Annotated in this window: 11 protein-coding genes; 4 read left to right on the top strand and 7 right to left on the bottom strand. The window is 60.3% G+C overall.

Annotated features, from left to right (window positions below):
• Positions 1 to 7 precede the first annotated feature (7 nt).
• From L8I05_RS00575 to L8I05_RS00565, 3 genes are all read left to right on the top strand, one after another.
• Positions 8 to 700 carry a crotonase/enoyl-CoA hydratase family protein gene (locus L8I05_RS00575; RefSeq protein ID WP_159959005.1) on the top strand — a complete coding sequence of 231 codons (693 nt, stop codon included), beginning with the start codon at positions 8 to 10 and terminating at the stop codon, positions 698 to 700.
• 213 nt (positions 701 to 913) lie between these two features.
• On the top strand, positions 914 to 1660 hold the full coding sequence (locus L8I05_RS00570) for a 1-acylglycerol-3-phosphate O-acyltransferase (RefSeq protein WP_242166826.1): 747 nt from the start codon (positions 914 to 916) through the stop codon (positions 1658 to 1660).
• A 42-nt stretch (positions 1661 to 1702) separates the two neighbouring features.
• On the top strand, positions 1703 to 2674 hold the full coding sequence (locus L8I05_RS00565; protein ID WP_159959009.1) for a magnesium and cobalt transport protein CorA: 972 nt from the start codon (positions 1703 to 1705) through the stop codon (positions 2672 to 2674).
• Here the strand turns inward: L8I05_RS00565 and L8I05_RS00560 are convergent.
• The 3 genes from L8I05_RS00560 to L8I05_RS00550 form a co-directional block, all read right to left on the bottom strand.
• Complete coding sequence (locus tag L8I05_RS00560; protein WP_242166824.1) at positions 2671 to 3396, bottom strand: amidotransferase; 726 nt, start codon at positions 3394 to 3396, stop codon at positions 2671 to 2673. The two genes, L8I05_RS00565 and L8I05_RS00560, sit on opposite strands and share 4 nt — an antisense overlap.
• A 214-nt stretch (positions 3397 to 3610) precedes the next feature.
• Positions 3611 to 5758: a 3-hydroxyacyl-CoA dehydrogenase NAD-binding domain-containing protein gene (locus L8I05_RS00555; RefSeq protein ID WP_242166821.1), complete on the bottom strand. Its 2148-nt coding sequence runs from the start codon at positions 5756 to 5758 to the stop codon at positions 3611 to 3613.
• A gap of 16 nt (positions 5759 to 5774) precedes the next feature.
• The gene (locus L8I05_RS00550) at positions 5775 to 6980 is read right to left on the bottom strand and encodes an acetyl-CoA C-acetyltransferase (RefSeq protein WP_242166819.1); all 1206 of its coding nucleotides are present in this window, start codon (positions 6978 to 6980) and stop codon (positions 5775 to 5777) included.
• A gap of 646 nt (positions 6981 to 7626) precedes the next feature.
• Here L8I05_RS00550 and L8I05_RS00545 point away from each other — a divergent pair.
• Positions 7627 to 8433 carry a cytochrome c gene (locus L8I05_RS00545; RefSeq protein ID WP_242166817.1) on the top strand — a complete coding sequence of 269 codons (807 nt, stop codon included), beginning with the start codon at positions 7627 to 7629 and terminating at the stop codon, positions 8431 to 8433.
• A 128-nt stretch (positions 8434 to 8561) separates the two neighbouring features.
• Here L8I05_RS00545 and L8I05_RS00540 read toward each other — a convergent pair whose 3' ends face one another.
• From L8I05_RS00540 to L8I05_RS00525, 4 genes are all read right to left on the bottom strand, one after another.
• Positions 8562 to 9365, bottom strand: coding sequence for a transglutaminase family protein (locus L8I05_RS00540; RefSeq protein WP_242166815.1), 804 nt, complete (start codon positions 9363 to 9365; stop codon positions 8562 to 8564).
• A complete protein-coding gene (locus L8I05_RS00535) occupies positions 9362 to 10312 on the bottom strand; it encodes an alpha-E domain-containing protein (RefSeq protein WP_094952782.1) in 951 nt (316 codons plus the stop codon). Before L8I05_RS00535 ends, L8I05_RS00540 begins: the two co-directional genes overlap by 4 nt.
• Before the next feature lie 4 nt (positions 10313 to 10316).
• Positions 10317 to 11726, bottom strand: coding sequence for a circularly permuted type 2 ATP-grasp protein (locus tag L8I05_RS00530; RefSeq protein WP_159959021.1), 1410 nt, complete (start codon positions 11724 to 11726; stop codon positions 10317 to 10319).
• A 413-nt stretch (positions 11727 to 12139) separates the two neighbouring features.
• Positions 12140 to 12481 (bottom strand): ribonuclease E inhibitor RraB, encoded by a 342-nt coding sequence (locus tag L8I05_RS00525; protein WP_003193463.1) that lies wholly within the window; start codon positions 12479 to 12481, stop codon positions 12140 to 12142.
• Positions 12482 to 12582 lie beyond the last annotated feature (101 nt).

Below are 12582 nucleotides of genomic sequence, written 5' to 3'. Positions count from 1 at the left end.
CCGCGTCATGAGTGAGTTGATTGCCTACCACCTCGAAGACGGTATCGCGACCCTGACCTTGAGCAACGGCAAGGTGAATGCCATTTCTCCGGCGGTGGTCAGTGAGTTTAATGCGGCACTGGATCAGGCCGAGAAGGATCGGGCAGTGGTGATCATCACCGGCACGCCGGGGATTCTGTCGGGTGGTTATGATCTGAAGGTGATGACGGCCGGGCCTAAAGAGGCGATCAGCCTGGTAACGTCGGGCTCGACGTTGGCGCGTCGCCTGTTGTCGCACCCCTTCCCGGTGATTGTGGCGTGCCCTGGGCATGCGGTGGCCAAGGGCGCGTTCCTGCTGTTGTCGGCGGATTATCGGATTGGCGTGGAAGGCCCGTTCAGCATTGGCCTGAATGAAGTGGCAATCGGTATGACCATGCACCACGCCGGTATCGAGTTGGCGCGGGATCGTCTGCGCAAGTCGGCGTTTCATCGTTCAGTGATCAATGCCGAGATGTTTGACCCGCAGGGCGCCTTGGGCGCTGGCTTCCTCGATAAGGTGGTAGCACCGGAGGAGCTGCACGCGGCGGCGCTGGAAGCGGCGCGTCAGTTGAAGAAGATCAACATGAACGCCCACAAGCACACCAAGCTGAAGGTGCGTAAGGCACTGCTGGAAGCCTTGGATGATGCAATCATTCAGGATCAGGGCCATAACCTGGGATGATGCTTACAAGCTGCTGTTATGAAGCCCGACCTTGAGTCGGGCTTTTTCTTACAAACCAATCCGAAATAACCTAAACCGCTCTAGCCGGGCGATATCGGCACACGCTGAAACATGTGCTTAAACATCGCCTATCTCCTACGTCTGTAGGGGCAATTGCCGAATACAGTGCACATCCGTACACTGCGCCACCTTTTGTCCCGATGGGCCGTGTCGATGCTTTTTCTGTTACGTATGTTGTTGATGGGCCTGCACTTTATGCTCGCCGGTGTGCTGGGCGTGCTGCTGGGTATTTGTCGGCCGTTCAACCCGGACAACAGCCGCCTGTGTGCTCGCCTCTATGGGGTGCCTGCGATGTGGCTGTTGCGCCTGAAGGTGAAGGCGGATGTCGACTCGCTGCGCAACAAGCCCGGCACGTGCGTGATCATCGCCAACCACCAGTCCAACTACGACCTGTTTGTGCTGGGCACTGTGGTGCCGCATCGCACGGTGTGTATCGCCAAGAAAAGCCTGAAATGGGTGCCGCTGTTTGGTCAGTTGTTCTGGCTGGCGGGCAATGTGCTGATCGACCGTGGCAACGCGCACAAAGCGCGGCGCGCGATGCTCACCACCACGCATACCTTGCAACACGAAGACACCTCGATCTGGGTGTTTCCGGAGGGCACGCGCAACCTGGGCAAAGGGTTGTTGCCGTTCAAGAAAGGCGCGTTTCATATGGCAATTGCGGCCGGCGTGCCGATCGTGCAGGTGTGCGTGAGTAATTACGTCACGCACATGCAGCTTAATCGCTGGAACAGTGGTGATGTGCTCATACGTTCGCTGCCGCCGATTCCTACTGAGGGGCTGACTTCGGATGACATCCCGCAGTTAATGCAGGCGTGCCAGAAACAGATGGATGAATGCATTGCAGCGATGGACCGCGAACTGCAAAGCGCCGTAACAATCGAACTCGCTTCCAGCTAAGCTGCCCAACACCTGTCCTCCTAATAAGAAGCGATCAGCACCATGGGTAGAGTTGTTGCGGCGGCCGTTTACAGCGCCGGTAAGAAAGTCACTGATATCACCCTCGACGAAGGCGCAGCATGGGCCGCCAAACCCGACCACTTTGTGTGGATCGGCCTGGAAGAGCCCAACGCCCACGAGCTGGCCAACCTGCAACGCCAGTTCAACCTGCATGAACTGGCCATCGAAGACGCCCTGGAAAAGCACAGCCGCCCGAAGCTGGAAACCTTCGGCGATGCGCTGTTTATCGTCACCTATTCACCGGTGCGCGAGAACGGCAAGCTGGAGTTTATCGAAACCCATATTTTCGCCGGCAACGGCTACATCATCACCGCACGCAACGGGCATTCGGCGTCCTACGGCTATGTGCGCCAACGCTGTGAGGCGCGGCCGTTATTGCTGGAGCATGGGGAAGATTTCGTACTCTATGCGTTGCTGGATTTCGTCACCGAAAACTACCAGCCGGTGAGCGAAGCGATCCACGCCGAGATTGATGAGCTGGAGCGCAACGTGCTGTGCAGTTCACTGAGCGAGCGCGATATCCAGAACCTCCACGGCCTGCGTCGCGATGTGCTGCGGCTCAAGCGCTACGTGGCGCCGATGGTGGAGATCAGCCAGGAATTGCAGAAGCTGAGCTTCCCGTTTATCGACAAGAACATGCGCCCCTACTTCCGTGATGTGCAGATCCATGTGACGCGGCAGATGGAAGACCTCACCACCTTGCGTGATATTGCCAGCCAGACCATCGAGATCGGTGTGCTGCTGGAGGCTTCGCGCCAGAGCGTGGTACAGCGCAAGTTCGCCGCGTGGGCGGCGATCCTGGCGTTCCCCACGGCGGTGGCGGGGATTTATGGGATGAACTTCCAGAACATGCCCGAGCTGCAATGGCATTACGGCTATTTTGCGGTGCTCGGGTTTATTGCGGTGGGCTGCACCAGTTTGTGGGCCAGCTTCAAGCGTTCGGGTTGGCTTTAAGCCGCAGCCTCTGGCTTGTGTGCGACAAAGCGCATCATCCATTCCGCCACGGTGACGCCGTGGTGGTCGCGCTCAAGGCTCGCGACGCCGTTGGTGTAGACTTTTTCGCCCAGAGTTGTCTGAAGAATCTCCAGCAGCTCGCGGGAATAGTCGTGGATGAATTCCGGGTGGCCCTGGAAACACAGCACCTGGTCGCCGATGTGGTACGCGGCGAACGGGCAAAAAGCGCTGGAGGCGATGACGGTGGCGTTTTCCGGCAAGCTGGTCACTTGGTCCTGGTGGCTGATCAATAGCGTCAACTCTTCCACTTCCGGGCTCATCCACGGCGCTTTTGCGTCGAGCTTATAGTCGTGAATGCCCATGCCCCAACCCTGGCCGGCGCGTTCGGTCTTGCCGCCCAGCAGCAGTGCCAACAGTTGGTGGCCGAAGCAGATGCCGAGCAACTTGTCGCCGCGCTCATAGCGCTGGAGCAGGTAGGTTTTGAGGGTCTGGATCCACGGGTCGGTGCCAAAGGAATCGGCCTTGCTGCCGGTGACGAGGTAGGCGTCAAACACTTCATCATCCGACGGGTATTCGCCCTGCACCACGTTGTAGACCACGAATTCGGCGGCAATCGGTTGCTTGGAGAACAGGCGCTTGAACATCTGCCCGTACCCTTGGTACTGATCGATCAAACCTGGACGCAGGATATCGGTTTCCAGGATACAGACGCGTAGCGACATAAAAAATACCTGACACGGTGATGGGAATAATGCACACCCCAGAGCCTGCCTTGAAATGTACCTGCAAAGCAAGTCCCGCCAGGTGACTCACTGTGGGAGCTGGCTTGCCTGCGATGGCGTCATATCAGCCGACCTATGCGTGGCTGAGACACCGCTATCGCGGGCAAGCCCGCTCCCACATTGGTTTTCTGTGATTCAGTGTAGGGTGTTTCGGTCAGGCGAATATTTCTCCTCGTGCCGCTTTCTCAAGCAACAACGCCGGCGGCGAGAACCGTTCCCCATACTGCTCAGCCAGGTAACGTGCCCGGGCGATGAAGTCGTTCAGGCCGTACTGGTTGATAAACTGCAGCGCGCCGCCACTCCAGGCGGCAAAGCCGATACCGAAGATCGAACCGACGTTGGCGTCAGCCGTGGACATCAACACGCCCTCCTCCACACACCGTACGGTTTCGATGGCCTGGATAAACAGCAAACGGTCGCGCACATCCTGTGGCGCAATCTGTTTATCGGGCTGTTCAAACCGCGTTTTCAGCTCGGGCCACAAGTGTTTCTGCCCACCTGCCGGGTAGTCGTAAAAACCGCCGCCGGCCGCCTTGCCCGTGCGTTTGTACTCGTTCACCAACAGGTCGATCACCTGCGTCGCCGGATGCGTCGGCAGCGCCTTGCCTTCCGCCTGCAGGTCTTTCGCCGTTTGCTGTCGGATATGGCTCATCAAGCTGAGCGACACTTCATCCGACACCGCCAATGGCCCCACCGGCATGCCGGCTTTGCGTGCCTCGGTTTCGATCATCGGCGCAGCCACACCTTCGCCGAGCATGGCAATGCCTTCGTTGGTAAAGGTGCCGAACACCCGCGAGGTAAAGAAGCCGCGACTGTCGTTGACCACAATCGGGGTTTTCTTGATTTGCAGTACGAAATCAAAACCTCGGGCCAGGGTTTCGTCGCTGGTGTGAGTGCCCTTGATGATTTCCACCAGCGGCATCTTGTCGACCGGGCTGAAGAAATGCAGGCCGATGAACTTGCCTTGATCGGGCACGGCGTTGGCCAGGCCACTGATAGGCAAGGTCGAGGTGTTGGAGGCAATGACGGCGTCTGCACCGACCACATTTTGCGCAGCGGCCGAGACTTTGGCCTTGAGGTCACGATCTTCAAAAACTGCCTCGATGATCAGGTCGCAGCCGGCCAGGTCGGCATCAGCGGCCGTAGGATGAATCCGCGCCAAGGTGGTTTCCCGCTGCTCGGCGGTCAATTGCCCACGGCTGACCTTCTTGTCCAGCAGCGCAGCGCAATGGGTCTTGCCCTTTTCGGCAACGGCCAAGTTGACGTCTTTGAGTACCACGTCGATGCCCGCACACGCGCTGACGTAGGCAATACCCGCGCCCATCATGCCCGCGCCGAGCACGCCGACCTTACGCGTGACGTACGGCGCATAGCCTTGTGGCCGCGAGCTGCCGGCGTTGATCTCATTGAGCTGAAACCAGAAGGTGCCGATCATGTTTTTCGCCACTTGCCCGGTGACAAGCTCGGTGAAGTAACGGGTTTCGATCAGGTGCGCAGTGTCGAAATCAACCTGGGCGCCTTCCACGGCGGCGCAGAGGATTTTCTCCGGGGCCGGGAAGCAGCCTTGGGTTTTGCTGCGCAACATCGACGGCGCAATCGCCAGCATTTGCGCCACTTTCGGGTGGGAAGGCGTGCCGCCAGGAATCTGATAACCCTTGGTGTCCCAAGGCTGCCTGGCTTCAGGATTGGCAAGAATCCAGGCGCGGGATTTGGCCAGCAGTTCCTCGCGGCTAGCCGCCAGCTCATTGATCAACCCTGCTTGCAGCGCCTGTTGCGGCCGCACCTTTTTGCCCTCCAGCAAATACGGCAAGGCCTTCTCCAGCCCCAGCATGCGCACCATGCGCACGACCCCGCCGCCGCCCGGCAACAAGCCCAAGGTGACTTCCGGCAAGCCGAGTTGCACCGCCTTGTCGTCCAGCGCGACGCGGTAATGGCACGCCAGGCAAATCTCCCAGCCGCCGCCGAGTGCCGCGCCATTGATGGCGGCCACCACCGGCTTGCCGATGGTTTCCAGGCGGCGCAGTTGGGCCTTCAGTACCCGCACGCCGTCGTAGAAATCCTTGGCGTGGGCCTTATCGACTTTGATCAGTTCGTTGAGGTCGCCGCCAGCAAAAAAAGTCTTCTTCGCCGAGGTGATAACTACACCAGCGATGTGGTCCTTTTCCGCTTCCAGGCGTGCGACGGTGGCCGCCATGGCCTCGCGGTACACGCCGTTCATGGTGTTGGCGCTCTGGCCGGGCATGTCGAGGGTCAGCACCACGATCTGGTCCTGGCCTTTTTCGTAACGAATGGCTTCGGTCATGACAGGTTCCTTGGGCTCAGAGGCGTTCGATGATGGTGGCGATGCCCATGCCACCGCCGACACACAAGGTGGCCAAGCCGTAGCGTTGCTGGCGCACTTCCAGTTCGTCGAGCAGGGTGCCGAGGATCGCGCAGCCCGTGGCGCCCAGCGGGTGGCCCATGGCGATGGAACCGCCATTGACGTTGACCCGCGCGGCATCGATGCCCATGTCCTTGATGAACTTGAGGACGACAGACGCAAACGCTTCGTTGACTTCAAACAGGTCGATGTCTTCCACGCGTAAACCGGCCTTGGCCAGGGCTTTGCGCGTAGCCGGTGCCGGGCCGGTGAGCATGATGGTCGGATCGGTGCTGGTGACTGCCGTAGCGACGATGCGCGCGCGTGGTTGCAGGCCTAACTCGCGGCTTTTGGCTTCAGAGCCAATCAACATCAACGCCGCACCGTCGACAATGCCGGAGCTGTTGCCCGGTGTGTGCACGTGGTTGATGCGTTCCACATGGCTGTAGACCCGCAACGCCGTGGCGTCAAAGCCCATTTGGCCCATCATTTCGAAGCTGGGCTTGAGCTTGCCGAGGCCTTCGAGGGTGGAGTCGCCACGGATAAATTCGTCGTGGTTCAGCAGCACAATGCCGTTCTGGTCCTGCACCGCGATCAGCGACTTGTTGAAGGAACCGTCTGCGCGTGCCCTGGCCGCTTTCTGTTGTGAGTGCAGGGCGAATGCGTCAACGTCCTGGCGGGTGAAGCCTTCCAGGGTCGCGATCAAGTCCGCGCCGATGCCCTGGGGTGTGAAATGGTTGTGCATATTGGTCTGCGGGTCGAGCACCCAGGCGCCGCCATCGCTGCCCATGGGCACCCGCGACATGGATTCAACACCGCCGACCACCACCAGGTCTTCGAAGCCGGAGCGCACTTTCATCGCGCCGAGGTTCACCGCTTCCAGGCCTGAGGCGCAGAAGCGGTTGATTTGTACGCCGGCGACGCTGACGTCCCAGTCCGCCACCAGCGCGGCGGTCTTGGCGATGTCGGCGCCCTGGTCGCCCACCGGGGTGACACAGCCGAGGACGATGTCATCCACTTGGCGTGTATCGAGGTCGCTGCGTTGTGCCAGCGCGGTGAGCAGGCCTGCCACCAGATTTACCGGCTTGACGCTGTGCAGGGCGCCGTCGGCCTTGCCCTTTCCCCGGGGCGTGCGTATCGCATCAAAGATCAAAGCTTGGGTCATGACTTCCTCGAACGCTGTGCGTGTGTGCCCCTACCTTAGGCCCGATTGACACGGTTTCAATGACGGATGCGCTCATTGCTTTTGACCCCCACGCTCGGACGAACGGTAGGGTGCTATGGAAAACGCCGGGTTAATCGTTTTAGCTGTCTAGCCAAGGCATTGGCGCCAAGATGGCGATAGGCCTCATGCCTTTTTAAGTAGAAATAATGATTAGCTGATATGAAATGGATCTAAGCCACGAAGAACGAGGGCTCTAAGGTTCAATCAGTAAGAAGTTGCTGCCGGGTTTTGCTGGGGCAACTGTAAGAAAAGCGACACGTCACGTTGCGATACTGAAAAAAACGGCACGCATTTGACGCTCAGGAATAACAACAAAAGGCAGTCAGCCATGTTCAAACATACCAAAGTACGTCAGGCGGGACTTATTCTGTTCGCCACCACACTGATTCTGATCTTGCCCAACTTGACCAAGGTTATTGGGTGACGACGCGACCCTCACATTCTGTGCACTCATTGCACCAGGACTGCAGCTTTTGGCAGCACCTGCCGGGACATTGCGTATAGCGGTCCTGTTGCAGGGGCTGTCTTTTTGCGTGCGAATTTCCGGTATCGTGAGCGCCATCGCCACTTCGAACCGGGCTCCCTCTTGAAATCGATCCTTGCCTTCCTCGCCTTGCTTTTTACCTTGCCGGCAACGGCTGCGCCGTTGACCATCGAGTTGGATAACAGCAGCAAGACTTGGCAAACCGCCGACCTGCTCAAGCACCCGGCTGTGCAGACGGTACAGATCGTCGATGACGTGTCCTACAAGCGCAATATGACGTATCGCGCGGTGCCGATGGCCTCCCTCCTACCTGGCTTGAAGCCTGAAAATCACCTGCAAGCAGTTGCCCTTGATGGGTTCGCCGCCGAGCTGGCGGCGGCGCCACTGCTGGAAAAACACGGCGCACGCGCCTGGCTGGCGATAGAAGACCCAGCCCATCCGTGGCCCGCGCTGGCAGAAGGCAAGCCGAGCGCCGGGCCGTTCTATCTGGTATGGACCGACCCACAGGCAGGGAACATCAGCCCGGAGCAGTGGCCGTTCCAGATGTCCGGGATCAAGCAATTGAAGACGGTAGCCGAACGCTTTCCGGCGTTGTTGCCGGACCCGAAATTAGCCGCGAATGACCCGGTCAACCAGGGCTTCGCGCTGTTTCAGAAGAACTGCCTGGCGTGTCACCGTCTCAATGGCGCCGGCGATGCGCAGGTGGGGCCGGACCTGAATATTCCCTACAACCCCACCGAGTATTTCAGCGGGGATTTCCTCAAGCGTTATATCCGTGATCCGCAGAGCCTGCGGCATTGGCCACAGGCGAAGATGCCGGCGTTCGCCGCCAGTGTGTTGCCGGACGGCGAGCTGGATCTGCTGGTGGGGTATTTGAAGCATATGGCGGGGCGCAAGCAGCAGCCTTGAGCCTGGCAAAGACTCTGAATACACCACCGTTCACTGTGGGAGCTGGCTTGCCTGCGATGGCGGTCGGTCAGTTAACCCATTTACAGCTGACCCGCCGCTTTCGCAGGCAAGCCAGCTCCCACTGAAGACTATTGCTGCTGCACCAAAATCACCGGCGTCGGCGCCACAAACACCTTGGCGTGCATTTGCTCATGCCCGCCGCCCCGGCGCATGCCGCGTACCGGGCAGGCGTCGAGGTAATCCAGGCCTACGGCCAACTTCAAATGCCGCTCCGGCCGGGCCAATTGGTTGGTCACATCGAAGCTGTACCAGGCGTCATCCAGCCAGGCCTCGGCCCAGGCGTGGCTGGCCAGGTGCGTGCTGTCCTCCGAGTACAAATACCCCGACACATACCGCGCCGGAATCCCCAGGCTGCGCGCGCACGCCAGGAACGCATGCGTATGGTCCTGGCACACCCCCGCGCCCCCGGCGAAGGCCTTGGCGGCGCAGGTGTCGACTTCGGTGGCACCGGGCGTGTAGACCATCGACTGGTTGAGCGCGTGCATCAGGTCGATCAATGCAGTGCGGTCACGGCGTAGATGGCAGTGCTGCTCGGCAAAGCCACGCAGGGCTTCGTCGGGTTCGGTCAGGCGCGTGCTGCGCAGGAACGGAAACGCCGACTGGCTCTCGTGTTCCGCCTCGCGCAATTCGTCGATATCCACTTGGCCACGCGCGCCGATGATGATGGCGTCGTGGGGCTCGTCGAGTGTCAGCACATGCAGGATGTTGCCAAACGGGTCGATCTGGGCGCGCACCGGGCGCGGCAAATCCAGTTGCCAACTGAGCACGTGCTGGCGCTCGCTGTCGTGGGGCGTGAGGCGCAGGTATTGGATGCTGGCGCGTACCTGGTCTTCGTAGTGGTAGGTGGTTTCGTGGCTGATGGAGAGTCTCATGCGGCCTCCAGGTAGGAACTGTAGATGGCGTCGCCCAACTGGCGAACCAAGGGGATAAAGTCGGTCAGCCAGGCGTGCAGGCCTTCCTCGAGGATTTCGTCAATCGCGGTAAAGCGCAGGCGCGCGTCCATCTCGGCGGCCAGGCGCTGGGCCGGGCGACCGTTGAGGCCAGGCAGGCTGGCGAGGATCTGGTCGATCTCCTCGCTGCAGGCGCGCAGCGAACGCGGCACGTCGGCACGCAACAGCAGCAACTCCGCGACTTGCCGGGCGCCGGGGGCGTCGCGGTAGATCTCGGTATAGGCCTCGAACGACGACAATGCGCGCAGCAAGGCGCTCCACTGATAATAGGCGTGGGCCGTGCCGTCACTGACGGCGGCGGCCTGATCGCCGGCCATTTCGTAGCGCGCATCGAGCAGGCGCAGGGTGTTGTCGGCACGCTCGATAAACGTGCCCAGGCGAATAAAACGGAACGCATCGTTGCGCATGATGGTGCCGTAGGTGGCGCCGCGAAACAGGTGCGAACGCTCCTTGACCCATTCGCAGAACCGGCTCATGCCGTAGCGGCTGAGCCCCTGCTGGGCAATATCGCGAATATCCAGCCAGGTGGCGTTGATGTTTTCCCACATGTCGGCGGTGATTCGCCCACGCACCGCATGGGCGCTGGCCCGCGCGGCACCCAGGCAACTGTAGATGCTGGCCGGGTTGGCCGCGTCCAGCGCGAAAAAGTGCAGCAGGCGCTCGGCGTGCAGTTCGCCGTGGCGCTCGTGGTAATCATCGAGGGTGCCGGTGATCAGCAGCGGCATCGCCAACTCATGCAAGCCGTCACCGCGTCCGTCCTGGGGCATCAGCGACAGCGAGTAGCTGACATCGAGCATGCGCGCGAGGTTTTCCGCGCGTTCCAGATAGCGCGACATCCAGTACAAATCCGAGGCAGTTCTACTCAACATGGCATCAGTCCTCCACCACCCATGTGTCTTTGGTGCCGCCGCCCTGGGACGAGTTGACCACCAGCGAGCCTTCACGCAGGGCCACGCGGGTCAAGCCGCCGGGGACCACACGGGTTTCCTTGCCGGATAACACGAACGGTCGCAGGTCGATATGGCGCGGCGCAATGCCGTTTTCGACGAAGGTCGGGCAGGTGGATAAACACAGCGTCGGTTGCGCGATGTAGGCGTGGGGCTTGGCCTTGATGCGGGCGCGAAAGGCTTCGATTTCGGCTTTGGTGGACGCCGGGCCCACCAGCATGCCGTAGCCGCCGGAGCCCTGGGTTTCCTTGACGACCAGCTCGGGCAGGTTGGCCAACACGTGGGACAGCTCGTCAGGCTTGCGGCATTGGAACGTAGGCACGTTCTTCAGGATCGGCTCTTCATCCAGGTAAAAACGGATCATCTCGGTGACGAATGGGTACACCGACTTGTCATCCGCCACCCCGGTGCCAATCGCGTTGGCCAGCACCACATTGCCGGAGCGATACGCCGCGAGCAGGCCGGGCACGCCGAGCATGGAATCCGGGTTGAAGGCCAGCGGGTCGAGGAACGCGTCGTCGAGGCGGCGGTAGATCACGTCGACAGCCTTGGGGCCGTCGGTGGTGCGCATGAATACGCGGTCGTCGCGCACGAACAGGTCGGCGCCTTCCACCAGTTCCACGCCCATTTCGCGAGCGAGAAACGCATGCTCGAAGAACGCGCTATTGAAGCGCCCAGGTGTGAGCACCACCACGCTGGGGTTATCCAGCGGGCTTGAGCTTTTCAAGGTGTCGAGCAGCAGGTTGGGGTAATGGTCGATGGGTGCTATGCGCTGGGCGGCGAACAGTTCGGGGAACAGGCGCATCATCATCTTGCGGTCTTCGAGCATGTAGCTGACGCCGCTCGGCGTGCGCAGGTTGTCTTCCAGCACGTAGTAAGTGCCGTCGCCATCGCGTACGAGGTCGACCCCGGAGATGTGGGAATACAGATCGCGGTGCAGGTTCAGGCCCTGCATGGCCAGTTGGTACTGCTCGTTGGCCAGCACTTGTTCCGCGGGGATAATCCCGGCCTTGATGATGCGCTGCTCGTGATACAGGTCGGCGAGAAACATGTTCAGCGCCTTGACGCGTTGGATGCAGCCGCGCTCGACGATCCGCCATTCACTCGCCGGAATGCTGCGCGGGATGGTGTCAAAGGGGATCAGGCGCTCGGTGCCCTGCTCGTCCCCGTAAAGGGTGAAGGTGATCCCGGCGCGGTGGAACAGCAAATCGGCCTCACGCCGGCGCTGGGCCAGCAGCTCGGCCGGCGTATCGGCCAACCAGCGGGCGAACTCGCGGTAATGGGGGCGGACCAGACCTGCCCCGTCGTACATTTCATCGTAATAAGTGCGGATCATGCCGTACTCCTTGTCACCCGGGCGCTAGAACCATCGCAAGGCCCGTGCCAGCGGCATAAACACTTAAAAATCAGTGAGTTGAATTAACCCCGGAATCTAGCTGCACCGTCCTGGTGCGCAGAATGCCCGGCGTCATGTCCCGCGCTTCATCACAATGCGGGCTTTGACTATCAACAGCATAGCCAGAGTTGATTTCACTGCTCGCCTGCCCCTGCGGATAATCACTCCCATCTGCTGAACAGGATGCGTCCTACAGCTTCAGCGAACCGCTCTTCCCTTTGGCCACCCTCTTTGGGTGGCTTTTTTTTGGTGCAGGAACCTGCGACGCAAGTTCCGCGAATATTCCTGGCGCACAAACAAAATCGGCCGACCCAAAAGGTCAGCCGATACGCTGTGTTGCTCATAAAGTGCCGCTACATGGGTAACCCACGCACCTCCTGCTTGACGCCCCATCCCTCGATGATCCCGCCCAAAGGCTCGACCACCGCTTCAAAGTCTTGCTCGAAGTCTCCTATGCCGTCGTAGGTTGCGAACATGATTTTGCTCAGTTCCAGGTACCAGGCGCCATCATCGCGCGCGCTGACCTGGGCATTCAGGGATTCCCCACGAAATCGACCCGCAGCCCTGCGCGCCCGTTCCTCATCCGGGAAAATGGCGTAGAACTCAATGGGGTGAAAACGTGAGAAGTCAAAACCGCCTTCTTTCATGCGGCGCAGTACGTTGGTGCTGATGTCTTCTTGATAGGCTGTGCTCATGAAACGTCCTCCTCAAACTGATGGATAGACTTTCCGTGCTTCCCGAAGACCGCGCCCTGCTGGCGCGGGTGCTACGGCATTAACGTCACTGCGGGAAAACA

Source organism: Pseudomonas sp. MONT-RG-20F-20-E-7-02, assembly GCF_022662395.1.
In the GTDB taxonomy this organism is placed as follows: Bacteria; Pseudomonadota; Gammaproteobacteria; order Pseudomonadales; family Pseudomonadaceae; genus Aquipseudomonas.
This window is presented reverse-complemented; position numbering and strand designations above follow the sequence as displayed.

Bases quoted from the DNA above. Each gene is read 5' to 3' on its own strand.
- L8I05_RS00575 (WP_159959005.1), top strand. From the start codon at position 8: ATGAGTGAGTTGATTGCCTACCACCTCGAAGACGGTATCGCGACCCTG.
- L8I05_RS00570 (WP_242166826.1), top strand. From the start codon at position 914: ATGCTTTTTCTGTTACGTATGTTGTTGATGGGCCTGCACTTTATGCTC.
- L8I05_RS00565 (WP_159959009.1), top strand. From the start codon at position 1,703: ATGGGTAGAGTTGTTGCGGCGGCCGTTTACAGCGCCGGTAAGAAAGTC.
- L8I05_RS00560 (WP_242166824.1), bottom strand. From the start codon at position 3,396: ATGTCGCTACGCGTCTGTATCCTGGAAACCGATATCCTGCGTCCAGGT.
- L8I05_RS00555 (WP_242166821.1), bottom strand. From the start codon at position 5,758: ATGACCGAAGCCATTCGTTACGAAAAAGGCCAGGACCAGATCGTGGTG.
- L8I05_RS00550 (WP_242166819.1), bottom strand. From the start codon at position 6,980: ATGACCCAAGCTTTGATCTTTGATGCGATACGCACGCCCCGGGGAAAG.
- L8I05_RS00540 (WP_242166815.1), bottom strand. From the start codon at position 9,365: ATGAGACTCTCCATCAGCCACGAAACCACCTACCACTACGAAGACCAG.
- L8I05_RS00535 (WP_094952782.1), bottom strand. From the start codon at position 10,312: ATGTTGAGTAGAACTGCCTCGGATTTGTACTGGATGTCGCGCTATCTG.
- L8I05_RS00530 (WP_159959021.1), bottom strand. From the start codon at position 11,726: ATGATCCGCACTTATTACGATGAAATGTACGACGGGGCAGGTCTGGTC.
- L8I05_RS00525 (WP_003193463.1), bottom strand. From the start codon at position 12,481: ATGAGCACAGCCTATCAAGAAGACATCAGCACCAACGTACTGCGCCGC.